This is a genomic window from Pseudomonas sp. B40(2017), assembly GCF_002112855.1.
In the GTDB taxonomy this organism is placed as follows: domain Bacteria; phylum Pseudomonadota; class Gammaproteobacteria; order Pseudomonadales; family Pseudomonadaceae; genus Aquipseudomonas; species Aquipseudomonas pharyngis.
In genome coordinates this window covers 228,082-252,207 of the sequence record NZ_NEIT01000004.1, presented here as the reverse complement: position 1 = coordinate 252,207, position 24,126 = coordinate 228,082, and the positions used below count along the sequence as shown (strand labels likewise).

22 protein-coding genes are annotated in these 24,126 nt (G+C 60.6%); 6 read left to right on the top strand and 16 right to left on the bottom strand.

The genetic code is table 11. The features are described from left to right. The first annotated feature begins 161 nt into the window (after window positions 1–161). Window positions 162–539: a hypothetical protein gene (locus CAF76_RS11850; protein WP_007951149.1), complete on the top strand. Its 378-nt coding sequence runs from the start codon at window positions 162–164 to the stop codon at window positions 537–539. Window positions 540–813: 274 nt separating this feature from the next. On the opposite strand, the gene fadD1 is transcribed toward CAF76_RS11850, so the two are convergent. Both fadD1 and fadD2 read right to left on the bottom strand, forming a co-directional pair. Then, window positions 814–2,511 (bottom strand): long-chain-fatty-acid--CoA ligase FadD1, encoded by a 1,698-nt coding sequence (fadD1, locus tag CAF76_RS11845; RefSeq protein ID WP_064598913.1) that lies wholly within the window; start codon window positions 2,509–2,511, stop codon window positions 814–816. Between the two features lie 346 nt (window positions 2,512–2,857). Next, complete coding sequence (gene fadD2 / locus CAF76_RS11840; protein WP_085647320.1) at window positions 2,858–4,546, bottom strand: long-chain-fatty-acid--CoA ligase FadD2; 1,689 nt, start codon at window positions 4,544–4,546, stop codon at window positions 2,858–2,860. A 248-nt stretch (window positions 4,547–4,794) separates the two neighbouring features. Between fadD2 and CAF76_RS11835 the strand changes: the two genes are divergently transcribed. Next, window positions 4,795–5,739: an alpha/beta hydrolase gene (locus tag CAF76_RS11835; RefSeq protein WP_085647319.1), complete on the top strand. Its 945-nt coding sequence runs from the start codon at window positions 4,795–4,797 to the stop codon at window positions 5,737–5,739. 42 nt (window positions 5,740–5,781) lie between these two features. Further along, on the top strand, window positions 5,782–6,252 hold the full coding sequence (locus CAF76_RS11830; RefSeq protein ID WP_003227420.1) for a MaoC family dehydratase: 471 nt from the start codon (window positions 5,782–5,784) through the stop codon (window positions 6,250–6,252). Between the two features lie 124 nt (window positions 6,253–6,376). Here CAF76_RS11830 and CAF76_RS11825 read toward each other — a convergent pair whose 3' ends face one another. Further along, entirely contained in the window at window positions 6,377–6,844 is a 468-nt protein-coding gene (locus tag CAF76_RS11825; protein WP_064598919.1) for a PA2169 family four-helix-bundle protein, read from the bottom strand. Between the two features lie 205 nt (window positions 6,845–7,049). On the opposite strand from CAF76_RS11825, the gene CAF76_RS11820 reads away from it, so the two are divergent. Then, window positions 7,050–7,286 (top strand): DUF3820 family protein, encoded by a 237-nt coding sequence (locus CAF76_RS11820; RefSeq protein WP_003213031.1) that lies wholly within the window; start codon window positions 7,050–7,052, stop codon window positions 7,284–7,286. 30 nt (window positions 7,287–7,316) lie between these two features. Continuing rightward, window positions 7,317–8,498 (top strand): aminotransferase class V-fold PLP-dependent enzyme, encoded by a 1,182-nt coding sequence (locus CAF76_RS11815; protein WP_085610781.1) that lies wholly within the window; start codon window positions 7,317–7,319, stop codon window positions 8,496–8,498. Here CAF76_RS11815 and CAF76_RS11810 read toward each other — a convergent pair. The 4 genes from CAF76_RS11810 to zwf all read right to left on the bottom strand — a co-directional run bounded on the left by CAF76_RS11810 (window position 8,495) and on the right by zwf (window position 12,244). Beyond that, complete coding sequence (locus tag CAF76_RS11810; RefSeq protein WP_064598923.1) at window positions 8,495–9,211, bottom strand: intradiol ring-cleavage dioxygenase; 717 nt, start codon at window positions 9,209–9,211, stop codon at window positions 8,495–8,497. The two genes, CAF76_RS11815 and CAF76_RS11810, sit on opposite strands and share 4 nt — an antisense overlap. A gap of 183 nt (window positions 9,212–9,394) precedes the next feature. Then, the gene (locus tag CAF76_RS11805) at window positions 9,395–10,060 is read right to left on the bottom strand and encodes a bifunctional 4-hydroxy-2-oxoglutarate aldolase/2-dehydro-3-deoxy-phosphogluconate aldolase (RefSeq protein ID WP_064598929.1); all 666 of its coding nucleotides are present in this window, start codon (window positions 10,058–10,060) and stop codon (window positions 9,395–9,397) included. A 17-nt stretch (window positions 10,061–10,077) separates the two neighbouring features. After that, window positions 10,078–10,791, bottom strand: a complete 714-nt coding sequence (gene pgl / locus CAF76_RS11800; RefSeq protein WP_085647318.1) for a 6-phosphogluconolactonase — start codon at window positions 10,789–10,791, stop codon at window positions 10,078–10,080. Beyond that, window positions 10,778–12,244 (bottom strand): glucose-6-phosphate dehydrogenase, encoded by a 1,467-nt coding sequence (gene zwf / locus CAF76_RS11795; RefSeq protein WP_007951158.1) that lies wholly within the window; start codon window positions 12,242–12,244, stop codon window positions 10,778–10,780. Before zwf ends, pgl begins: the two co-directional genes overlap by 14 nt. Before the next feature lie 226 nt (window positions 12,245–12,470). Here zwf and CAF76_RS11790 point away from each other — a divergent pair, with 226 nt between their 5' ends. Beyond that, window positions 12,471–13,331 carry a MurR/RpiR family transcriptional regulator gene (locus CAF76_RS11790; protein WP_169842436.1) on the top strand — a complete coding sequence of 287 codons (861 nt, stop codon included), beginning with the start codon at window positions 12,471–12,473 and terminating at the stop codon, window positions 13,329–13,331. 249 nt (window positions 13,332–13,580) lie between these two features. On the opposite strand, the gene CAF76_RS11785 is transcribed toward CAF76_RS11790, so the two are convergent. The 9 genes from CAF76_RS11785 to CAF76_RS11745 all read right to left on the bottom strand — a co-directional run bounded on the left by CAF76_RS11785 (window position 13,581) and on the right by CAF76_RS11745 (window position 24,057). Continuing rightward, the gene (locus CAF76_RS11785) at window positions 13,581–14,435 is read right to left on the bottom strand and encodes a D-hexose-6-phosphate mutarotase (RefSeq protein WP_064598935.1); all 855 of its coding nucleotides are present in this window, start codon (window positions 14,433–14,435) and stop codon (window positions 13,581–13,583) included. Between the two features lie 116 nt (window positions 14,436–14,551). Then, complete coding sequence (locus tag CAF76_RS11780; protein WP_039766091.1) at window positions 14,552–15,898, bottom strand: carbohydrate porin; 1,347 nt, start codon at window positions 15,896–15,898, stop codon at window positions 14,552–14,554. 132 nt (window positions 15,899–16,030) lie between these two features. Continuing rightward, window positions 16,031–17,191: an ABC transporter ATP-binding protein gene (locus CAF76_RS11775; RefSeq protein WP_085610787.1), complete on the bottom strand. Its 1,161-nt coding sequence runs from the start codon at window positions 17,189–17,191 to the stop codon at window positions 16,031–16,033. A gap of 2 nt (window positions 17,192–17,193) precedes the next feature. Next, window positions 17,194–18,039 (bottom strand): carbohydrate ABC transporter permease, encoded by an 846-nt coding sequence (locus CAF76_RS11770; RefSeq protein WP_007951164.1) that lies wholly within the window; start codon window positions 18,037–18,039, stop codon window positions 17,194–17,196. Beyond that, window positions 18,032–18,940, bottom strand: coding sequence for a carbohydrate ABC transporter permease (locus CAF76_RS11765; RefSeq protein WP_007951166.1), 909 nt, complete (start codon window positions 18,938–18,940; stop codon window positions 18,032–18,034). The genes CAF76_RS11770 and CAF76_RS11765 overlap by 8 nt, the downstream gene beginning before the upstream one ends. A 142-nt stretch (window positions 18,941–19,082) precedes the next feature. Continuing rightward, window positions 19,083–20,384, bottom strand: coding sequence for an ABC transporter substrate-binding protein (locus CAF76_RS11760; RefSeq protein ID WP_007951167.1), 1,302 nt, complete (start codon window positions 20,382–20,384; stop codon window positions 19,083–19,085). A 118-nt stretch (window positions 20,385–20,502) separates the two neighbouring features. Beyond that, complete coding sequence (locus tag CAF76_RS11755) at window positions 20,503–21,762, bottom strand: AGE family epimerase/isomerase (protein WP_085647317.1); 1,260 nt, start codon at window positions 21,760–21,762, stop codon at window positions 20,503–20,505. A gap of 104 nt (window positions 21,763–21,866) precedes the next feature. Continuing rightward, window positions 21,867–23,294 carry an ATP-binding protein gene (locus CAF76_RS11750; RefSeq protein ID WP_170928295.1) on the bottom strand — a complete coding sequence of 476 codons (1,428 nt, stop codon included), beginning with the start codon at window positions 23,292–23,294 and terminating at the stop codon, window positions 21,867–21,869. Window positions 23,295–23,325: 31 nt separating this feature from the next. Beyond that, window positions 23,326–24,057, bottom strand: coding sequence for a response regulator (locus CAF76_RS11745; RefSeq protein WP_011335612.1), 732 nt, complete (start codon window positions 24,055–24,057; stop codon window positions 23,326–23,328). Window positions 24,058–24,126: the final 69 nt, after the last annotated feature.

Here is a 24,126-nt window from a genome sequence, read left to right as displayed (position 1 = left end):
ACGTAATGATTGACTGGCCCGGTTTGTGCCAAGTTTCATTTATTTTCAGGGCTTCATTTCGTCGCGGTGTGCAGGTTGGGGCTTTATGTTTGCGAGCGTACCCCCGAGAATGCCCTCCATAAGGGCGCCAGGCGCCACAGAACCGATCCCGCAGGAATGTTATGAAACTCGATAAAAAGCAGGCCATCGCCCGTCGCAACCAGGAATTGGGCGGTGCCGTGCTCGGCACCAACAACTGCCACTTCGCCGAACTGAACCGTAACCGCAACATCTGGTGGTTCGACCTGCCGGTGTCGCGCCTGGCGATCGGTCAGTACGAGTGGATCCACCTGTTGATGCACACCCCGGCCACCGACGAACTGCTGCATCTGAAAGTGCCGACCGTGTTCCTGCGCGAGAAACTCGAAGGCCTGGTGATCCGCAACGAAGGCAAGCGCAAGGCAGCCCTGAGCCTGGAACTGAGTGCCGACAAGGACTCGTACCTGCAGGACATGCGCCCGGCGGGGACCAACGTGAACTTTGCGCCGTTCCGCCAGTAAGATTTCGGGGGCCCCTCCCCCCTCACCCTAGCCCTCTCCCTAGCCCTCTCCCTAGCCCTCTCCCTAGCCCTCTCCCAGAGGGAGAGGGGACCGACCGAGGTGATTGGACAAGGTACGTCGACCTGAGATATCGAGCCGAACTCGGGTTTTGAACAGCCCCCCCGATCGGCTCCCTCTCCCTCGGGAGAGGGCTGGGGTGAGGGGCAGGTTCACCGCATAATCCAGGCCCTGCTCTGCACCAACAGAAAGCCCCGCATCTGCGGGGCTTTCTGTTTTATGCGGCGCTCTTCGCCTTGATCTTCTTCAGCTCTTCGTCGCGCAACTCGCGACGCAGGATTTTGCCGACGTTGGTGGTCGGCAACGCATCGCGGAACTCCACGGAACGCGGCACCTTGTAGCCGGTGACGTTGGCGCGCATGTGCTCCATCACCTGTTCCTTGGTCAGGGTGACACCCGGTTTGGCGACGATGAAGATCTTGATCGCCTCGCCGGATTTTTCGTCCGGAACGCCGATGGCTGCGCACTGCAACACGCCCGGCAGGGCCGCCAGCACGTCTTCCAGTTCGTTCGGATACACGTTGAAACCGGACACCAGAATCATGTCTTTCTTGCGATCGACGATGCGCATGTAGCCGTCCGGCTGGATCAGCGCGATGTCACCGGTCTTCAGCCAGCCTTCGCTGTCGAGCATTTCATCGGTGGCTTCCTGACGCTGCCAGTAGCCTTTCATCACTTGCGGGCCCTTTACGCACAGCTCGCCGATTTCGCCCAGCGGCTGCTCGACACCTGCATCGTCAATGACTTTGCACAAGGTCGACGGCACCGGAATGCCGATGGTGCCGATCTGGATGTTCTGGATCGGGTTGACCGTGGCCACCGGGCTGGTTTCGGTCATGCCGTAACCTTCGCAGATCGGGCAACCGGTGACCGCTTTCCAGCGCTCGGCTGCGGCCAGTTGCAGGGCCATGCCGCCGGACAGGGTGACTTTCAGCGCCGAGAAATCCAGCTTGCGGAAACCTTCGTTGTTGCACAGGGCCACGAACAGCGTGTTGAGGCCGACGAAACCGCTGAACTTCCACTTCGAGAGTTCCTTGACCATCGCCGGCAGGTCGCGCGGGTTGCTGATCAGGATGTTGTGGTTGCCGATCAGCATCATCGCCATGCAATGAAAGGTGAACGCATAGATGTGGTACAGCGGCAGTGGCGTGATCAGGATCTCGCAACCTTCATTGAGGTTGGAGCCCATCAGCGCCTTGCACTGCAGCATGTTGGCGACCAGGTTGCGATGGGTGAGCATCGCGCCCTTGGCCACGCCGGTGGTGCCGCCGGTGTATTGCAGCACCGCGACGTCGCCGCTGTCCGGGTTGGCTTCTGCCACCGGCTGGCCCTGGCCCTTGCTCAGCACGTCGTTGAACTTGACGGCTTTTGGCAGGTGATAGGCCGGGACCATTTTTTTCACGTACTTGATGACGCTGTTGATCAACAGGCGCTTGATCGGCGGCAGCAGGTCGGCGACTTCGGTGACGATGACGTGTTTGACGCCGGTTTTCGGCACCACGGCTTCGGCCAGGTGCGCCATGTTCGCCAGGCACACCAGCGCCTTGGCACCGGAGTCGTTGAATTGGTGTTCCATTTCCCGCGCGGTGTACAGCGGGTTGGTGTTGACCACGATCAGCCCGGCACGGATGGCACCGAAGACGGCGACCGGGTACTGCAACACGTTGGGCAGTTGCACGGCGATTCGATCACCGGGCTGCAAATCGGTATGCTGTTGCAGATAAGCGGCAAATGCACCGGACAATTCGTACAGTTCACCGTAGGTGATCGTCTTGCCCAGGTTGCTGAACGCCGGTTTGTCGGCGAAGCGTTGGCAGGATTGCTTCAACACTGCCTGAATATTCGGGTACTCGTCTGGATTGATGTCGGCAGCAATTCCAGCGGGGTACTTATCCTTCCAAAAGTCTTCGATCATGGAAGCCCACTCCTCAGCAACGCGAATTCAGCACCGCATTTGATGCGATTATTATTGGTGTTTGTTTATTGGTGAGTCTGGCTTTTTACAAGGCCGAGAAGTCACAAAGCGCGCCGAGAGTAGCAGCTTTGCCAAGGGTCGACTAGAGCCAAAAGCGGCCCCTACAGTCATTTTCATGACTCAAGAACTACTGGCAGTCATTTTAGAGCAAAAATCCTATAACACCTTGAAAGTCCCGGTTTTCGGGGGCTTGAAACAAAAAAATCGCGAGCGGGCTCGCTTCCACAGGTTCACTGATGATCCTGTGGGAGCGAGCCCGCTCGCGATAGAGTGAAGCGCAATTCTTTTATGCGATATCGCGTAACTCTCTGCGCAGAATTTTCCCGACAGGCGTCATCGGCAACGACTCACGCAGCACGATGTGTTTTGGCACCTTGTAAGCGGTGAAATTTTCTTTGCAGTAGGCCTTCAGCTCTTCCAGGCTGACTCCGGTTTCACGCGCCACCACAAACAGCTTCACCGCCTCGCCGGAACGCTCGTCCGGCACGCCGATCACTGCGCAGTTGGCAACTTTCGGGTGGGCCATCACCACGTCTTCGATTTCGTTCGGGTACACGTTGAAACCGGAGACGATGATCATGTCTTTCTTGCGGTCGACGATGCGCACGAAACCGTCCGGGTCGATGACTGCAATGTCGCCGGACTTGAACCAGCCCTCGGCATCCAGCACTTCGGCGGTGGCCTCGGGCTTGTTCCAGTAGCCCTTCATGATCTGCGGGCCCTTGATGCACAACTCGCCGCGCTCGCCCAGGGGCTGCTCGACGCCCTCGTCGTTGATGATCTTCAACAAGGTGCCCGGCACCGGCAGGCCGACCGTGCCGATCCGCGACAGCTCGCCGTACGGGTTGGTGCAGGCCACCGGCGAGGTTTCGGTCAGGCCGTAACCTTCGGTAATCCGGCAACCGGTGATCTGCTCCCAACGCTCGGCGGTGGCCTTGACCAGCGCGGTGCCGCCGGAGTTGGTGAGCTTGAGGGTGGAGAAATCCAGGGTCTTGAAGTCCGGATGATCCATCAGCGCGACAAACAACGTGTTGAGCCCCAGCAGCGCCGAGAACTTCCAGTTCTTCAGCTCCTTGATGAAGCCGCCGATGTCACGCGGGTTGGTGATCAGTACGTTGTGGTTGCCCGACACCATCATGCACATGCAATTCGCGGTGAAGGCATAGATGTGGTACAGCGGCAGCGGCGCAATCATCACCTCCTGCCCTTCGCGCAACAGCGGCTGGCCGTCGCTGCCGAACTGACCAAGGCAGGCGCGCACCTGCTGCATGTTCGCCACCAGATTGCCGTGGGTGAGCATCGCGCCCTTGGCCAGGCCGGTGGTGCCGCCGGTGTATTGCAGGACGGCGATGTCATCCAGGCCGACCTTCAACGGCTTGATGCCCAGGCCCCGACCCATGCGCAACGCGCTCTTGAAGGAAATCGCCTGGGGCAGCGAATACGCCGGCACCATCTTCTTCACTTTGCTGACCACAGTGTTGACCAGCCAGCCCTTGGCGGTGGGCATCAGGTCGCCCATCTTCGCTTCGATCAGATACTGGATGTCGGTGTCCGGCAGCACTTCCTGGACCTTCTGGCCGAACATGTTCAGGTACACCAGCGCCCGGGCGCCGGAGTCCTTGAACTGGTGACGCATCTCCCGCGCGGTGTACAGCGGGTTGGTGTTGACCACGATCAGCCCGGCGCGCAACGCGCCGAACACGGCAATCGGATAATGCAGGACGTTGGGCAACTGCACCGCGATGCGATCCCCCGGCGCCAGATCGGTGTGGGCTTGCAGATAACCGGCGAACGCGGCGCTCTGGCGCTCCAGCTCGGCGTAGGTCAGGGTCACGCCCATGTTGCTGAACGCCGGGCGATCAGCGAATTTCTTGCAGGAACGCTCGAACACCTCGATCACCGACTTGAATTCACCCGCGTCGATGTCCAGGGGTACGCCCGCCGGGCGTTTGTCATTCCAGAAATCAGGTTGCATTGTTCTTGTCCTCTTTACCTGAGCCGATCCGGGGCCGCTTCGCTGTCATTTCTTTCGGTCCCTGAAAAAGCCGAGAGCAAAAAGCGGGGCTTCACGGACACTAGCAGCTATGGTCAATCAGGCAAATATGGGCAAGGTCGTCATTGATCGTGTGAATCTTCCTGCCGTGGCGTGAGCTGATCGGACGCGCTATACAATGCAACCTCTGCAAGACGCTTGAGCAAAAACAGGCCGCAAAAGGAATCGCCATGATCCACGACACCTTCTGGCTGGACGCGAGTGACCGCAGCCGCCTCTTCGTCAACCTGTGGCTGCCGAACGCGCCACTGAAAGCGGTGATTTTGCTGGCCCACGGCATGGCGGAACACAGCGCCCGCTACGCTCGGCTGGCAGAGGCGTTCTGCGCCGAAGGCTACGGTGTGTACGCACCCGATCAGCGCGGCCATGGCAAAACGGCCGATCATGGGACGCTCGGGCACTTCGCTGACGACGACGGCTGGTGCAAGGTGGTTGGGGATCTCGCCAGCCTCAACCAGTTCCTCGGCCAGCGTCATCCAGGGGTTCCGATCGTGCTGCTCGGGCACAGCATGGGCAGTTACATTGCCCAGGCTTATCTGCTGCATCACAGCGCCAGCCTGCACGGCGCGATTCTCAGCGGCTCGAATTTCCAGCCGGTTGCGCTGTACCGCGCGGCCCGGCAGATCGCCCGGTTTGAAAAGCTGCGCCAGGGCGCCAAGGGTCGCAGCGCGCTGATCGAATGGCTGTCGTTCGGCTCGTTCAACAATAAATTCAAACCGGCGCGCACCGCGTTTGACTGGCTGAGTCGCGACCCGGTCGAGGTCGACAAGTACGCCACCGACCCGCTGTGCGGCTTTCGCTGCACCAATCAGTTGTGGATCGACCTGCTCGGCGGGTTGCAGCAAATCAGCAAAGCGTCCAATCTCGCCCAGATTGATCCGGGCCTGCCGCTGCTGGTGATCGGCGGCGAATGTGATCCGGTGAGCGAAGGCAAGCGTCTGACTGATCTGGCCAACGCCTTGCGCGCGGCCGGCAGCCAGAACCTGCAACTCAAGATCTACCCACAGGCGCGGCACGAATTGTTCAACGAGAGCAACCGCGACGAAGTGACCGCCGATGTGCTGGCCTGGATCGACCAGGCCCTGAGCCATCGCCGGCCGCACCGCAGCGAATAATTTTTTGTGGATTCATTTCATCCGTCACAGGAATTCAGACCCATGACCCAGGTTACCAACATCCCTTACGAAGCCCTCGAAGTGGGCCAGACCGCGAGCTACAGCAAGACTGTCGAGGAACGCGACATTCAGCTGTTCGCCGCGATGTCCGGTGACCACAACCCGGTGCACCTGGACGCCGAGTTCGCCGCCGCCAGCATGTTCAAGGAACGCATCGCCCACGGCATGTTCAGCGGTGCGCTGATCAGTGCGGCCGTGGCTTGCGAGCTGCCTGGACCGGGCACCATTTATATTGGCCAGCAGATGAGCTTCCAGAAGCCGGTGAAGATCGGCGACACCCTGACAGTACGTCTGGAGATTCTGGAGAAACTGCCGAAATTCCGCGTGCGTATTGCCACGCGCGTATTCAACCAGCGCGATGAGCTGGTGGTGGATGGCGAGGCCGAGATCCTGGCGCCGCGCAAGCAACAGACCGTTACCCTGCCGACGTTGCCGGCCATCAGCATCGGCTGATTTTTTCTGCAAAAACAAAGTGGGAGCGAGCCTGCTCGCGATAGGGCCAGATCAGTCAACATCACTGTTGAATGTCAGTCCGTCATCGCGAGCAGGCTCGCTCCCACAGTTTTTTCAGTGAGGCTTACGAGCGTGCGCGAGCCTGGTTACGCAGCGCCTTCACCTGATCGTGATTGCGTTGCACGCCGTGGTACTGGCGCTCCACCAGGTCACGAATGCCGACCAGGTTGTGCTTGTTGATCTTCTCGATCGCTTCACGGTAAGCCTTCAGGGCGTGGTCCTCACCGCGCTCGGCTTCGTTGAGCACAGCCTCTTCGTCCTTGCCGGTGAACATCGCTTTGACGTCGACCCAGCGACGGTGCAGATCACCGCTGACGCTGGTCGAGGTTTCCGGATCGCCGCCCATCGAACGCACGGCCGCCTGCAACTCGGCCGCCGCCGTGGCGCAATCGGCAGAGCGCTGGGTGAACAGGGCTTTCAGTTCTGGGTGCTTGATGTCTTCAGCGCAGGTCTTGAAGCCTTCCTGACCGTCCTTGCTGGTTTCGATCAGGTCGTTGAGGACGGAGATGGCTTCTTTATTCATGTCAGTCATTTTTCAATTCCTTGCGTGGGTGAAAGATGCAAGGAGTGTTGCAGTGGTCGTGCCAGCTTTTCGAAAAGAAATTAATCTTTAATTTTCAATAACTTAAAAATAAAACGAAAATCTGTATGCCTGTTATTTGCATGATCTGTCATTTGGCCTGCATGCAGAATGCCTGTATTTTCCAACGTATTTTCCAACCCAGACGATTCCAACGATGAACCCCGAAAAGCTCGAACTGTTGATCACCCGCGAAATGCCCTTCGGCAAGTACAAGGGCCGGATCATTGCCGACCTGCCGGGCCCGTACCTGAACTGGTTCGCCCGGGAAGGTTTTCCCCATGGAGAACTGGGCGGGCTGCTGGCATTGATGCAGGAAATCGATCACAACGGCCTGTCGGAACTGCTCGAACCGCTGCGCGCCAAACATGGCAAGCCTGCCCCGCGCCACTGAGGCGTCATCCTGATCCGAGTCGAGTCGACCATGCCCGATAACACCCGCCGCGCCCGAGACGAAGCCTTCTGGCAAACCTTCGCCGACCGTTACGATCGCCACCCCGGCCCCGTGAACCTGGAGAACGGCTACTTCGGACGGATGTCGCGCACCGTGATCGAGGAGTATCAGCGCAACGTCGAGCTGATCAACAACAGCAACTCGATCTACGTGCGCCAACGTTTCGAACAGCACGACCTCCTCGACATACGCGCGCAACTGGCCGAGCTGATCGGCGTCCGCGCGCAAAGCGTGGCGTTTACCCACAACGCCACTGCCGGCCTGCAATCGCTGATCCGCAACTACAACCGCCTGCAGCCAGGCGACCAGGTGCTGATCTGCGATCTGGAGTACGACACGGTCAAGGGCGCCATGCGCTGGCTGGCGCAGCATCGCGGGGTCGAAGTGATCGAGATCGAGCACGCCCACCCGGCCAGCTTCGACAGCCTGCTGGCGACTTACCGCGAAGCCTTTACCCGCTATCCGAAGCTCAAATTGATGGCTTTGACTCACGTCACCCACCGCACCGGGCTGGTAATGCCGGTGCAGGCCATTGCCTCGCTGGCCAAGGAGCATGGCGTCGATATCATCCTTGATGGCGCCCATGCTCTCGGGCAGATCGAGTTCGACCTCGAAGCGTTGGGCATCGCCTTCGCCGGGTACAACCTGCACAAGTGGATCGGCTCGCCGCTGACCCTCGGCTTTATCTACATTGCACCGCAACGCCTGGCCGACATCGACCCGGACATGGGCGAGATGCATTTTTCGGCTGACGACATCCGTTCGCGCACGCCTTACAGCACGCCGAACATTCCGGCGTTGATGACCTTGCCACTGGTGTTCGAGGAACACCGCGCACTGGGTGGCGCGGCCGCCAAAGGCGCGCGGATGAATTACTTGCGCAACCTGTGGGTGAGCGCCGTGCGCAATCTGCCGGGCATCGAAGTCACGACCCCGGACGATCCGCGTCTGTATTGCGGCATCACCTCGCTACGCTTTACCCGTCATGCCGACCAGCAGGCGATGGTCGAACGCCTGCTCAACGACTACAACCTGTTCACCGTGGTGCGCAACGGCGCGGCCTGTGGGCCATGCATCCGTATCACGCCGTCGCTGACCACCACGGCGACGGAAATCCAGCTGCTGGTTCAGGCGCTGAACGAACTGCGTTAAACCGTGTACTTGTCGAAGTCCTCGGGCTTGATCTGCGACGACACCGCAAAGGTGTCGATGCCGATCGTGAGGTGGCCAAAGTAGCCGTCCTCGTGCGAGTCGCGGCCGATCGGCCAGACGGTCAGGGTCGATGCTTCTCCGCCCATAGTGGTGTAGTAGGCATCGTCGGCGTTACACACCGGCGCCGAGCCTCGCCCGCGATAGGCCTTGTTGTTGAGCACGCCGCGGGAGACCACCTCCGGGAAATACAGTTGGCCGACCCAGGCTACATTGCGCTCCTCCAGATATTCATTGCCGGCAACGATGCGCACCGCCACGTGAATGTGCAGGGCTCGCCCGGCGTAGAAACCCGGATAGATCGTGGTGAAGCGCACCCTGCCCTTGTGGTCGCTGAACTGACCACCGCGCAGGTAGGTGTCATCGTCGGTTCGCGGGATCGAGCCGATATCCTCGACGTCGACTTCCAGATCCGGGTTGACCCGACTCCAGCCGGAATACGCGCCGCGTGCGTTGCAGTGCCAGATATCCACCAGCGCACCACTGACCGGCTCGCCGGTCATGGCATCGACGATGGTCAGGCGCAGCAGCAACGGCAGGCCCTCGGCGCCTTCGCTGATGTTGCGGCGCAGCAGTTTGGGATTGCGAAAATAAGGCCCCGCGACTTGCTCGGGGGCCAGTTGATAAACCGATGGAGCTGAAGACTGGTTGTCCATGACGCATTCTCTCTTCCATAAGATGAACGCAGGTTAGCGCCACACGCGAGGCCGGGTGCGGTAACTATGTATCTCGAGATAACGAAGGTTTTTTCGGGCAAAAAAAACGGCGCACCGACCAAGCGCACCGTTAAAGCCGTAGAACACACAACGAAGTGTAGGGTTGCAACTAATTGAAAAGTATCAGTCCAGCAGCGCCAACGCCTCGGCAGTGCATTCCTGAATGCGGGCCCAGTCGCCGTTCTTGATCCACTCCGGATCGAGCATCCAGCTACCGCCCACGCACATGACGTTTTTCAGCGCCATGTAGCTCTTGATGTTGGCCGGGCCGACGCCGCCGGTCGGGCAGAATTTCACTTCGCCAAACGGGCCGCCGAGGGCCTTGATTGCCGCTACGCCACCGCTGACTTCAGCCGGGAACAGCTTGAAGCGGCGATAACCCAGGCCATAACCTTCCATGATGCCGGAGGCATTGCTGATGCCCGGCAGCAGCGGGATCGGGCTTTCGACACTGGCTTCCAGCAGGTCACGGGTGATGCCCGGGGTGACGATGAATTGCGAACCGGCGGCTTCGGCGGCGGCCAGCATATTGCGGTCGAGCACGGTGCCGGCACCGGTCACCAGTTCCGGGCGCTGTTCGCGCAGGATCTGGATCGCCTTGAGGCCGAACTGCGAACGCAGAGTCACTTCCAGCGCGGTCAGACCGCCGGCAGCCAGAGCGTCGGCCAACGGCAGCACGTCCTGTTCACGGGCGATGGTGATCACCGGCAGGATCCGCGCCTTGGCGCAGAGGCTGTCGATCAGGGCAACTTTGTCCGCCATGGAAACGGTCGGGGATGGAATTGTCATAGCGGCTGTTCCTTGGCTCATGGGCACCAGTAAATCTCTAACGTAGGTTGCAGAAACGCGCGAACCGGCATGGCGGCGACGTCGTTGGATGCCAGTGCGGCATTCAGGGTGGTCAGTTTCGACTGACCGGAAATCGACAGAATCTTGTACCGCGCCGAGGCCAGCAGCGCCCGGCTCATGGTCAGGCGCTGGCGTGGCACGCTTGGTGCGAGCATCGGCCAGCAACGACGGGTGCCGTCGGCTTGCAGGGCTTCGGCCAGGTTCGGGCTGTCCGGGAACAGTGATGCGGTGTGACCGTCATCACCCATGCCCAGCACCAGCACGTCAATGGGCGGCAATTCGGCGAGCAAACGATCAGCCTGCTCCGCAGCCTGCTCGACGTTGGCCGCCGCGCTGTAGAGGCTGAGGAACTGCGCCTTGGCCGCCGGGCCCTTGAGCAGATATTGCTTGAGCAGACCGGCGTTGCTGTCGGCATGTTCGACCGGTACCCAGCGTTCGTCGGCCAGGGTCACGACGACCTTCGACCAGTCCAGTTCCTGCTTGGCCAGGTGCTGAAAAAACGCCACCGGGCTACGGCCGCCGGACACCACCAGCACGGCGTTGCCACGTGCCGCCAGCGCTTCGCTCAACTGCTTGGCGACATTCAGCGCCAGGCCTTCGGCGAGCAGCACCGGGCTCTTGAATTCGCGGGCATTCACGCCCTCAGGCAGTTTCACATCAGATATCGCCATACCACGACCTCCCGTCCCGCGTGATCAATGCAATGGAGCTCATCGGCCCCCACGACCCGGCCGCATACGGCTTGGGCGCGTCACCGGATTTTTTCCACCCGGCGATCAGCTGGTCACACCATTTCCACGCGGCTTCGATTTCATCTTTACGGACAAACAGGTTCTGATTGCCGTTCATCACTTCCAGCAACAAACGCTCGTAGGCATCGGGGATCCGAGCGCTGCGCCAGGTGTCGGAAAAATTCAGTTGCAGCGGGCCGCTGCGCAGTTGCATGCCCTTGTCCAGGCCTTGCTCCTTGGTCATCACCCGCAAGGAAATGCCTTCGTCCGGTTGCAGGCGGATGATCAGTTTGTTGCTGATCTGCAGGCGCTGTTCGGGGGCGAAGATGTAGTGCGACGGTTCCTTGAAGTGGATGACGATCTGCGACAGTTTCTGCGGCATGCGCTTGCCGGTGCGCAGGTAGAACGGCACGCCGGCCCAGCGCCAGTTGCGGATGTCGGCACGCAGCGCGACGAAGGTTTCGGTGTCGCTCTGGGCGTTGGAGTTCGGCTCTTCGAGGTAGCCCGGCACGGACTTGCCTTCGCTGTGCCCGGCGATGTACTGGCCGCGCACCACTTGCGTGGTCAGACCTTCCGGACTGATCGGCGCCAGGGCCTTGAGCACTTTCACTTTTTCATCACGGATGCTGTCGGCGGACAGGTCGGCCGGCGGATCCATGGCGATCAGGCAGAGCAGTTGCAGCAGGTGGTTCTGGATCATGTCCCGCAGCTGGCCGGCCTTGTCGAAGTAACCCCAACGGCCTTCGATGCCGACCTTTTCGGCCACGGTGATTTCCACGTGGGAGATGTAGTTCTGGTTCCACTGGGTTTCGAACAGGCTGTTGGCGAAACGCAGGGCGATCAGGTTCTGAACGGTTTCTTTGCCCAGGTAGTGGTCGATGCGGTAGGTGCGGTTCTCCGGGAAGAACTGCGCCACGGCGTCGTTGACCTTGCGCGAGGATTCGAGGTCGGAGCCGATCGGTTTTTCCAGCACCACGCGGGTGTTTTCCGCCAGACCGACTTTCGCCAGGTTCTCGCAGATCGCGCCGTACACCGCCGCCGGAGTGGCGAAGTAGGCAATCATGCGCTGCGTGCTGCCGGCCAGTTCGGCCAGCGCCACATAATCTTCAGCCTTGAGGAAGTCGACGTGCAGATAAGTCAGGCGTGCCAGAAAGCGCTCGGCCACGGCCTCGTCCAGCTCCTTGCCCACGTAACGGCGCAGCTCGGCGGCGATGAACGCCAGGTGCTGCTGCTCGGTGCCCGCCTCACGGGCCAGTGCAATAATGCGCGTGTCCTCGTGCAGCAGGCCGGCGCCATCAAGGTGATAAAGGGCAGGAAACAGCTTGCGCAGGGCCAGATCGCCCAAGGCGCCGAACAAGGCGAAGGTGCACGGTTCAACCGTAATCGAAGGCATGATGTTTGTTCTTTTATCAAGTTAAGCTACAAATACCTTTTTTCAAGGCATCACTCAAGGGAAAATGTAGTAATAACCACAACATTTTCGCAAAATACAGATTCCGAGTGGTGGTCGGTCGGAGCCATCAGTAGGATAGGCCACCGTCACGGGCCACATCAAAGGCCCAATTTGCATAGCCGCGCGCTTATCGGCGCCGGTGAATCTAGGAATTCTTATGGACCGCGTGCGAAATTTACTGGAACAGATCCAGAGTCGCCTTGAAGAGCTGAACAAGGCCGAACGCAAAGTCGCCGAAGTGATCCTGCTCAACCCACAGCAGGCCACACGCTTCAGCATCGCCGCCCTCGCCCAGGCGGCGTCGGTCAGTGAACCGACGGTCAACCGTTTCTGCCGCTCGTTCGGCGTCAGCGGCTACCCCGAACTCAAGTTGCAACTGGCGCAGAGCCTGGCCAGCGGCGCGGCCTATGTCAGCCGCGCAGTAGAAGCTGACGACAATCCCGAGGCCTATACGCAGAAGATTTTCGGCAGTGCGATCGCCTCGCTGGACAGCGCGTGCCAGGCACTGGACCCGAACCTTATCAGCCGCGCCGTCGACCTGTTGATCCAGGCCCGGCAGATCCACTTCTTCGGCCTGGGTGCTTCGGCTCCAGTAGCTTTGGATGCACAGCACAAGTTCTTCCGCTTCAATCTGGCGGTCACCGCCCACGCCGATGTGCTGATGCAACGGATGATTGCCTCGGTGGCGCACACCGGCGAGCTGTTCGTGATCATTTCCTACACCGGCCGCACCCGCGAACTGGTGGAAGTGGCGCGCATCGCACGGGAGAACGGCGCTTCGGTGCTGGGCCTGACGGCCGAGAACTCACCGCTGGCCAAGGCCAGTACGCTGAGCCTGAACATTCCGCTGCCGGAAGACACCGACATCTATATGCCGATGACTTCGCGGATCATTCAGTTGACCGTGCTGGATGTACTGGCGACGGGGATGACCTTGCGTCGCGGGGTGGATTTCCAGCCGCATCTGCGCAAGATCAAAGAGAGCTTGAATGCCAGCCGGTATCCGGTTGGAGATGAGTTCAACTAAGGCGTTAAAAGCTTAAAAGCCAACCCTCATCGGAACGCCGCCCGCCCAGCCCTCTCCCGGAGGGAGAGGGAGCCGACGGTGTTACCCTCAAAAGTTACATCGACCTGAACGATCAGCGTTTCCTCTGGCTTGGCCAAGCCAAGATCACCGCTGTAGTCGCAAGTCGGTGTAAATAGCCAATCCAACTCGGTCAGTCCCCTCTCCCACCGGGAGAGGGTTAGGGTGAGGACAGCGGTCGAACTGACACACTCAAGCCCCCGCCCAAGCCTGCAAACTCAAATGCGCCTTCTCCCCCGGCGCCAGATGCAGGCTGTCGGTGCCACCCGCCGCCGCTTCAACACAGACAAACTCCGAGATCTCATCCCAGGTTACGCCCAGCAATGGCCGCGCCCCCGGATGCCACACCACGGTGTCCGCGCTGTCACCGGTATCGATGCAGAGTTCGCGCTGCCAGGCGTGATCCTTGAGCTGTAATTCGCCGTCGTGCTGGAACACTCGCTGACAGCCACCATCGACCCGCAACTCGCCTTCCTGCTGGCAAACCTCACGGTTCAACTGGTCGTAACCCTGCGCCCCTTCGAGCCCAGACAGCGCTATCTCACTCACGTCACCAATACGCCAGTAAGCGTGCAAAGCCTGGCTCAACTGGCACGGCATGTCGTCCTGATGCTCGGTGCTCAGGCGCAATTCCATGCGTTCGCCCAGGTGCGCGTGCAGGTCCACCTGCCAGTCGCACAGCTGCAATTGCCAATGCAGGCGCACGCCGTCCTCGGCGCTGCTGCTGTCGAGCAGTTTCCAGTCCAGCAATCGCGCCCAGCCATGGGACGGCCACGCGTTTTCGCTCGGGTGACGGCCATACCACGGCCAGCACACCGGCACGCCACCGCGAATCGCGCCGACATGCGGCCACTTCGCCGCGCACCACAGCCACGGTTTCTGCCCGCGCGGCTGAAAGTGCAGCAATTGCGCACCCTGACGACTGAACACCGCCTGACACAGCGGATGATCGATCACCAGCACATCGCGCATCTGATAGCGCTCCCAGGCGAACACCGGACGTTCGCGCAAGGATTTGAAGAAGCGTTGCAGCGGATGCTCATGCATGGGCCACGGTTCCAGATTCAACTTTCATGGGCTGCGACACCCCTGTCCAAAAAAAAGCGGACAGCCTTGGCTGTCCGCAAATATGCGCACATAGAGAGGAGCTTATCGCAGACGCGTCAGAACGTAGACTGAATTTTCAGGCCAGCGACCAAAGCGTTATCCACTTCATCCACACCGCCCGGATGAGTGATGTATTGCAGGTTCGGGCGCACGGTCAGCCAGTTGGTCACGTGGAAGCCGTAGTTGATCTCGTAGTTGTATTCGGTTTCGCGAATCGGCGAGAACACCGGATTGTCGTAGTCCGAAACACCGTTGGAGACGTTGAGCAGCTCGGCGTTTTTCTTCACGTCATCGTTGACGTGAATACGCGCAGCACCGATACCGAAGTCATCCTTTGGACGCGCATCGAACAGACCTTTGTACACAAACATCACGGACTGATAGTTGTCGATGAAGTTGGTGTCCTTGTCGTGGAACGTGGCGTTGGCAGCGATGCTCAGACCACGGCTCTTGTCACCGTTGTGGCTGGTGAGTTGCTGTTGCGCAACAAACCAGTAACCGTGCTTGCTGCTGTGGGTACGGTAGGCATCACCGGTGGTCGCCGCGTCGAAACCGTTGACGTCCTCGCGAACGTCGTCGGCATCGGCCGTGCTCTTGTAGTAACCGACACGGTATTCGCCCGGCAGGCTGTTCGGGTTAGGCAACCAGACCAGTTCCACTGGCAATACGGTGCCTTTGGTGCCACTGCCGCTCAACTTGAAGCCGTTGCCGTGTTCCAGCTGCGACGGGTTCTGGTTGTACGCACCGATCTGTGCGTAGAGTTCGTCGTTGATGTTGTATTTGACGCGAATGGCCGCCTGGCTGACCGGCCAGTTGTACCAGATGTTGGTCGCCCAGTTACCCACTTGCGAGCCGCAGAACGCCAGGTTCTGGAACTCGCACGGGAAGGTGTTGAAGTCTTCGCCTTCGCCGAAGTAACCGGCCTTGACGTCGAGTTTGTTGTCGAAGAACTGGTGTTTGATCCACAACTGGGTCAGACGCACCATGTGGCCACGACCGTAGACTTCCTGCGAGGAGCTGAGTGTGCCGGCACGCGGATCGCCAACACGATCGTTGGAAATGTTTTCGCCATTACGGTTGGTCAGCTGGATCTTGGCCTGGGTGTTGTCCCAGCCCCACAGTTTTTGCAGGTCCAGCGCCACGCCCAGACCGAACTGGTCGGAGTAGCGCGCCGTCTTGTCGTTGTTGTAGCCGCCGTGAAGGTTGCCGCCCACCTCACCGACGTAGTCCATCTTGATGTCGATGCCCTGCTCGATCAGCTTGGTCCGCTCGCCACCCCAGTCCCCGGTCATCCACTCCGAATCGGAGCTGAACGCGTCAGCCGCGTGGACGCTGCCGGCCAGCATCATTGCCGCAACTGCTGACAACTGGCCGATTCGCTGAGCGTTGTTGTTCTTCTTCATCCCTACATCCTCGTTTTATTGTTATTAACTGTTCTTCTTATTTAACGCGGTTTACATCTGATGCGGCGCGCGACAGGCCACGCACCGCGTGCTCCCTGCGGGAACGGGCCTGCCCGCTCCCGCCTGTGTTCATCAGCGACCCTTGAACTGGGCCACGTTAGCGCTGTGCGGTTCGGCTTTCGGCAGGCCCGCAATCCCCAGGCGTTCGCCGGACTGGGCGTCGAACAGCAGCACTTTCGACGGATCGAACTGCAGGGTCAGGGTTTCGCCCACCTGCGGTGCCACATCCGGCGCCAGACGGCAGCAGACTTTGGTGTCGTTGAGGTTGACGAACACCAGGGTGTCCGGACCGGTCGGCTCGGTGACCTGCACTTCAGCCTTGATGCTCGGCAGGCCATTGCCCTCGCCGTTCGCCAGCGCAATCTGCTCCGGGCGCAGGCCGAGGATCACTTCGCGGTCTTCGAGACCGGCGTCCTGCATCGCCATCGGCAATTCGCAACGGGCCTGGCCGCTGTCGAGCAGCGCCACCAGACGGCCGTCCTTGCGTTGCAGGCGCAGTGGAATGAAGTTCATCGGCGGCGAACCGATGAAGCTCGCCACGAACAGGTTGGCCGGGTCGTTGTAGATCTCTTTCGGCGTACCGAACTGCTGGATGATCCCGTCCTTCATCACCGCCACTTTGTCGCCCAGGGTCATCGCTTCGATCTGGTCGTGGGTCACGTAGACCGTGGTGGTTTTCAGGCGCTGGTGCATCAGTTTCATTTCGGTACGCATCTCGACACGCAGCTTGGCGTCGAGGTTGGACAGCGGTTCGTCGAACAGATAAATCTTCGGCCGACGCGCCAGGGCACGGCCCATCGCCACGCGCTGTTGCTGGCCGCCGGAGAGCTGACCCGGCTTGCGATTGAGCAGGTGCTCGATCTGCAGCAGCTTGGCCACGCGGGCGACTTCTTCGTCGATCGCCGACTGGCTCATCTTGCGAATCTTCAGACCGAACTCGATGTTCTCGCGCACGCTCATGGTCGGGTACAGCGCGTAGGACTGGAACACCATGGCGATGTCGCGATCTTTCGGGCTCATGCCGCTGACGTCCTGGTCACCGATCATGATCGCGCCGCCGGTGATGGTTTCCAGGCCGGCGATGCAGTTCATTAGGGTCGACTTGCCGCAGCCCGAAGGCCCGACAAGGATCAGGAACTCACCGTCCTTGATCGACAGTTCGATGTTCTTCAGGGTGTCCGGCAGGCCGGCACCGTAGGTCTTGTTTACATTGCGAAGTTCGAGCGTAGCCATGATTACCCCTTGACTGCGCCGGCCGTCAGCCCGCGCACGAAATACTTGCCTGCGACCACATAGACCAGCAGGGTCGGCAGCCCGGCGATCATCGCCGCCGCCATGTCCACGTTGTATTCCTTGGCCCCGGTGCTGGTGTTGACCAGGTTGTTCAGCGCCACCGTGATCGGTTGCGAATCACCGCTGGAGAACACCACGCCGAACAGGAAGTCGTTCCAGATCTGGGTGAACTGCCAGATCAGGCAGACCATGATGATCGGCGTCGACATCGGCAGGATGATCTGGCGGAAGATCGTGAAGAAGCCCGCGCCATCGAGACGCGCCGCCTTGATCAGCGCATCCGGAATGCTCACGTAGTAGTTACGGAAAAACAGCGTGGTGAACGCCAGGCCGTAGACCACATGGATGAACACAAGGCCCGTGGTGGTGCTCGCCAGGCCCATCTTGCCGAGGGTGAACGACGCCGGCAGCAGCACGGTCTGGAACGGTAGGAAGCAGCCGAACAGCAACAGGCCGAAGAACAGCTGCGAACCGCGAAAGCGCCAGAACGACAGCACATAACCGTTCAACGCACCGATGGCGGTGGAGATGATCACGGCCGGCACGGTGATCTTGATCGAGTTCCAGAAGTAGCCGTCAACGGTGGCCCAGGCTTTCACCCAGCCGATGCCGCTGACCACGGTCGGCCAGCTCAGCAGGTTGCCGGTGGAGATGTCTTCCGGGGTCTTGAAGCTGGTCAGCAGCATGACCACCAGCGGTACCAGATACAGCAGGACCGCGAGGATCAGCACCGCGTAGATCGCGATGCGACTCAGGCTGATGGCAGGTTTCGAAGCGAGACTAGTCATGACGCTTGGTCCTCAGCTCGGAGTACAGGTAAGGCACGATGATCGCGAGGATCGCACCGAGCATCAGGATTGCACTGGCCGAGCCCATGCCCATCTGTCCACGGCTGAACGTGAACGAGTACATGAACATCGCCGGCAAATCGGAGGAATAACCCGGGCCGCCGGCCGTCATGGCCGCCACCAGGTCGAAGCTCTTGATCGCGATGTGCGCCAGAATCATCACTGCACTGAAGAACACCGGACGCAGGCTGGGCAGCACCACTTTCCAGTAGATGCGCGGCATGCTCGCGCCGTCGATCTGGGCGGCACGGATGATCGATTGATCGACGCCACGCAGACCGGCGAGGAACATCGCCATGATGAAGCCCGAGGCTTGCCAGACCGCCGCGATCACCAGGCAATACACCACGCGATCCGGGTCGATCAGCCAGTCGAGACGGAAGCCTTCCCAGCCCCAGTCCCGCAGCAATTTGTCCAGGCCCATGCCCGGGTTGAGCAGCCATTTCCACGCAGTACCGGTGACGATCATCGAGAGCGCCATCGGGTACAGGTAAATGGTGCGGATAAAGCCTTCGCGACGGATTTTCTGGTCGAGGAAAATCGCCAGTGTCACGCCGATTACGAGGGTGATGCCGATGAACATGCCGCCGAACACGGCCAGGTTCTTGCTCGCCACCCACCAGCGGTCGTTGTCGAACAGGCGCTCGTATTGCGCCAACCCTGCCCACTTGTAGTTAGGCAGGAAGGTCGACGTGGTGAACGACAGGACAAACGTCCAGAGGATATAGCCATAGAAGCCCACCAGAACGATGAACATGCTCGGCGCCAGCACCAGTTTCGGTAGCCAGCGCTGCAATGCGTCGAACGGCGAGGCCTTGCTGAACACAGCAACAGAACTCATGGGAAGATCCAGTAGAAGGATTAAGAATTACGAATGCGATCCCTGTGGGAGCCAGCCTGCTGGCGATTGCGTTGTGTCAGTTCACACTTTCGGTGGCTGACGGTCCGCTATCGCGAGCAGGCTCGCTCCTACAGGCCAAGCATTACTTGGCAGCCTTGATGGCAGTGCCGAGTTTCTTGGCAGCGTCGGCCGGGTCGGCTTTCGGGTCGTTGATGTAGTTGGTCACGACATCAAAGAACGCACCCTGCACGGCCAGCGTGGTCGCCATGTTGTGCGCCATGCTCGGTTGCAGGCCGCCGTTCTTGGCGTCTGCCAGGAAGTCCTTGGCAGCGGTCTGGGCGCAAGAGTCGAAACCGTACTTGCCCATGTCGGCGAGCATGTCGTTACGCACCGGGATCGAGCCCTTGTTGATGCTGAAGACTTTCTGGAAGTTTTCACCCAGCACGACTTTGGCGATGTCCTGCTGACCGGCCGCGGTGCCCGCGTCCTTCTGCTTGAACACGGCCAGCGAGTCGATGTTGTAGGTGAACGCCTTGTCGGTGCCCGGGAACGCTACGCACTCGTAGTCCTTGCCGGCGACTTTCTTGGCGGCGGTCCATTCGGACTTGGCCCAGTCACCCATGATCTGCATGCCGGCCTTGCCGTTGATGACCTTGGCCGCTTCCAGGTTCCAGTCCTGGCCTTTGCCGTCCTGGTCCATGTAGGTCGCGACTTTCTTCAGCTCGGTCAGGGCCTTGACCATTTCCGGACCGGTCAGGGCAGCGTTGTCCAGGTCGACCAGGGCTTTCTTGTAACCATCAACACCCATCACCGACAGCACGACCGCTTCGAACACGGTGCTGTCCTGCCAAGGCTGACCGCCGTGGGCCAGCGGGATGAAGCCCGCCGCTTTCAGCTTGTCGCCGGCGGCGTAGAATTCTTCGAGGGTGGTCGGGGCTTTTTCGATACCGGCTTTCTTGAAGACTTCCGGGTTGATCCACAGCCAGTTCACGCGGTGAATGTTCACCGGCACGGCCACGTAATCACCTTCGAACTTCACGGTGTCGGAGACTTTCTTGTCGAGCAGGCTGTCCCACTTCTCGGACTTGGAAACGTCCTTCAGCACGTCAGTGTCGAGCAGACCGGTCGACGCCCATTCCTGGATGTCCGGGCCCTTGATCTGGGCAACGCCTGGCGGGTTGCCGGCTACTGCGCGGCTTTTCAGCACGGTCATGGCAGTCGCACCGCCACCGCCGGCGACAGCGCCGTCTTTCCAGGTGAAACCGTCTTTCTCGACTTGTGCCTTGAGCACATCGACGGCAGCTTTTTCGCCACCGGACGTCCACCAATGCACGACTTCCACCGAACCTTTGGATTCGGCAGCGGAAACACTCAGGGGCAGCACAGCGAGCGGGAACAGGGAGGCGACAGAAATGACAGTAGCGAGGCGAGAAATCGCATTCATCTGAGATGTACCTTTCTTGTTGTTATGCATGCAAGTCTGGTGCTTGCGCTGCACACGAGTTTAAACAGAGCGTTTCCCCCCGCAGGTAACGAAGGGACGCGCGAATGTCACCACATGGTTACACAGGAACGCTTCGAGACAGGTGTGCCAGAGCACTGGCCATGCTCGGTGCCAGCGGCAGACGCGGGATCAGAACGGCCTGCCAGGCGTGGTACAGATCCGGTTTGCCCGCCCAGATATCGGCACTTGGACGGTTTTGCGGGTCGAGTTCGTGATGCCAGCTGCCGTCGCAGCGGTCGATGAAATACGTTTCGCAAAATTCCCAGAACAGGCGATACCAGGTTTCGTACTGCGCATCGCCGGTGCGTTTGAGCAAGGCACTGGCGGCAGCGCTGGCCTCGGCGTGGGTCCAGTGCAGGCGATGACGCACCACCGCTTTGTTGTTCCAGTCGAGGGTATAGACGATGCCCGGCGCACCATCGACATCCCAGCCATGGCGGCAGTTTTGTTCGAACAGCTTTTGCGCATCGGTGGCCAGCCAGCCGGGCGTCAGCATGCCGGCCTGAACCCGCGCGGCTTCGAGGTGCAGCAACAGCCGCGCCCACTCGAAACCGTGGCCTGGCGTGGTCCCGTAGGGACGGAAACCGTCGGCGGGATTGTCATGGTTGTAGTCGCGCAGCGGTTGCCAGTTGCGGTCGAAATGCTCGATCACCAGGTAATCGTTGGCGGCGGCGTGCCCGTGAATCACCCGCTCGACGATGCGTTGCGCACGCACCAGCCAGCGCGGGTCTTCGGTGACATCGGCCAAGGCAAGGAAGGCTTCGGTGGCGTGCATGTTGCTGTTGGCGCCGCGATAGGCCTCTTCTTCGCGCCAGTCGCGGTTGAAGAACTCGCGCATGGCGCCCTCTTCCTCGCTCCAGAAATACGTGTCGATGATGTCGATGGCGTCATCCAGCAACGCCTGCGCGCCCGGACGTTGTGCGACCACTGCGGAACTCGCCGCCAGAGCGACGAAAGCATGCAGATAAGCGTTCTTGCCGGTGTTGCCGTCACGGTGTTCGGCGACGGCGAACCAGCCGCCGTGCAGCGCATCGCGCAACGGACCGCGCAGGGCTGTAATGCCGTGATCGACCAGCTCGGCGAACCCCGGCAGGCCCTGAATGTGGGCCATGGCGAAGCTGTGGGTCATGCGTGCGGTGTTCATGGTTTCGGCTTGCGCGCCGGCCTGGAGCTGGCCGCGCTCATCGAGATTGCCGAAGCCTTCGGGCAGTCGCGAAGCCTTGGCGAACGCCAGCAGGCGCAGGCCTTCATCGGCGAGCCATTGCTGGTGGGCAGGGGCGTTCAGCCAACTGCTGAAGCCCGGATTGAAATGATCCATGGGTGGCCTTTTTTGTTGTTATGACTGCGGGCAGTCTAAACAACGGGCCGGGAGGGGCTTGTAACGAAGGGGGCGGGTTTTGTCACCGAGTGGTGACAATCAGATCAATCCGCCGAACGCGGTAATTGCAGGGTCACGCGCAATCCGCCTTCGCGCAGGTTCTGCAGCGTCACTTCACCGCCATGGCTATGGGCAATGTTGCGGGCGATCCCCAAACCGAGACCGTAACCCTGCTGCTGTCCCGCCAAGCGGAAGTGCGGCTCGAACACCTGCTCCAGCCGCTGCTCCGGCACGCCCGGCCCTTCATCGTCGACATGCAGCACAAACGCACGATCATCGTCATCGATGTGCAGGTGGGCGTTCTGCCCGTACTTCAACGCGTTGTCGATCAGATTGCCGATGCAACGCTTGAGCGCCAGCGGCTTGCCTGGATACGCCGCCAACGCCCGGCCCTGCTGCGTCACGCGACCATTGCCGGCCGGCGCCAGATACGGCTCCACCAGGCAGTCGAGCACATGGTTCAGGTCCACCGGCTCGATGTTTTCGTGAATGTCGGTGTCCTTCACGCATTGCAGTGCGCCTTTGACGAGCAACTCCAACTCGTCCAGATCACGGCCGAATTTGGTCTGCAGTTTTTCGTCTTCCAGCAGTTCGACCCGCAGGCGCAGTCGCGTAATCGGTGTACGCAGATCATGGGAAATCGCGCTGAACAACTGGCTGCGCTCGGTCAGGTAACGGCTGATCCGCTCGCGCATGGTGTTGAAGGCGCGACCCACTTCGACCACTTCGCTGCCGCCGCCCTCGGCCACCGGCTCGACATCGGCGCCCAGCGACAAATCCCGCGCGGCCCGTGCCAGACGCTTGAGCGGCCGACTCTGCCAGTGCACCAGCAGGCCGATGAACAGCAACAGAAAACCGCTGGTGAAGACGATGAACCACACCTGCTGGGTCGGCAGGCCTTGCTCTTCGAGACTGGTGTAGGGCTCGGGCAGCAGCGATGCGATGTACAGCCATTCACCGGGCGCCAACTGAATCTGGGTCACCAGCACCGGTGGATTCACCGGTTCCAGCGTCAGCGCGTAATGCGCCCAGGAACGCGGCAACTCATCGAGCTTCAACCCGGCGTTGAAGATCCGTAGGTCATCGGGGCTGACGAAGGTCACCAGAATGTCGGTGTCCTGGCCCAGCGACTGACGCAGCACTTCATCCACCGCTTTCAGTACCGCGGCCTTGCGCGGCGTCACCGGCAGTACTTCCATGCCCAGCGGTTTGTCATTCAGCGTCACCACAAAACGCGTGCCGCCCATGCTGCGCAATTGATCGAGCACCAGCGGCCGATAGGCCACCGGCAACGAGCGGAAATAACTGACGCTGGCGGTCATCGAATGGGCGAGGCTGCGGGCGCTGGTGACCAGCCCTTCGAGCTGGGTCGCACGCAATTGGGACACCCAGATCACGCTGGACAGCGTCTGGGCGAACAACACCGCGAGCAACGTCAGCAGCAGCATTCGCCCAAGCAGCGAACGCGGCATCGGCACTTTGCGCGCGGTGGTGCGCAGGAACTCAGTGACCATTGCCGGCAACCACATTGGCTGCCAGTTGGTAGCCGCTGCCACGCACGGTGCGGATCAGGCGCGGCGGTTTTTCGGTGTCGCGCAGACGCTGGCGCAGACGGCTGACGGCCATGTCGACGATGCGGTCGAGGGGCATCAGGTCGCGGCCACGGGTGGCGTTGCCGATGGTGTCGCGGTCGAGGATTTCCTGGGGATGATCAAGAAACAGTTTCAACAGGGCGAAGTCGGCGCCGGACAGAATCACCTCCTCGCCGTCGGCGTGAAACAGCCGATGGCTGACCATGTCCAGCCGCCATTCATCGAACGCCAGCACTTCACTGCCGCCGCGTTCCTGGCCGAATTGGGCGCGACGCAGCAGGGCCTTGATCCGGGCTTGCAGTTCGCGGGGGCTGAAAGGTTTGCCGAGGTAATCGTCGGCGCCGAGCTCCAGGCCGATGACCCGGTCGGCTTCGTCGGAACTGGCGGTGAGCATGATGATCGGCACCTGTGCCTGACGCGGATGCTGGCGCACCCAGCGGCACAGGCTGAAGCCGTCTTCATCGGGCAGCATCACATCGAGGATCACCAGATCGCTCGGAGCCTCGTTCAGCGCCTGACGAAAACCGGCGCCATCCGCCGTGGCCCGTACCTGAAAACCCGCGCGGGTCAGGTAGGTTTCCAGCAACTCGCGTATCTCCTGGTCGTCATCGACCAACAAAATCGACTTGTTGACTGAGCTCACTTCGAAGGCATCCTTGTTGTTGGAATTGGGCGGATTATGCCTGATGTGTTGATTGTTCCCACGCTCGGC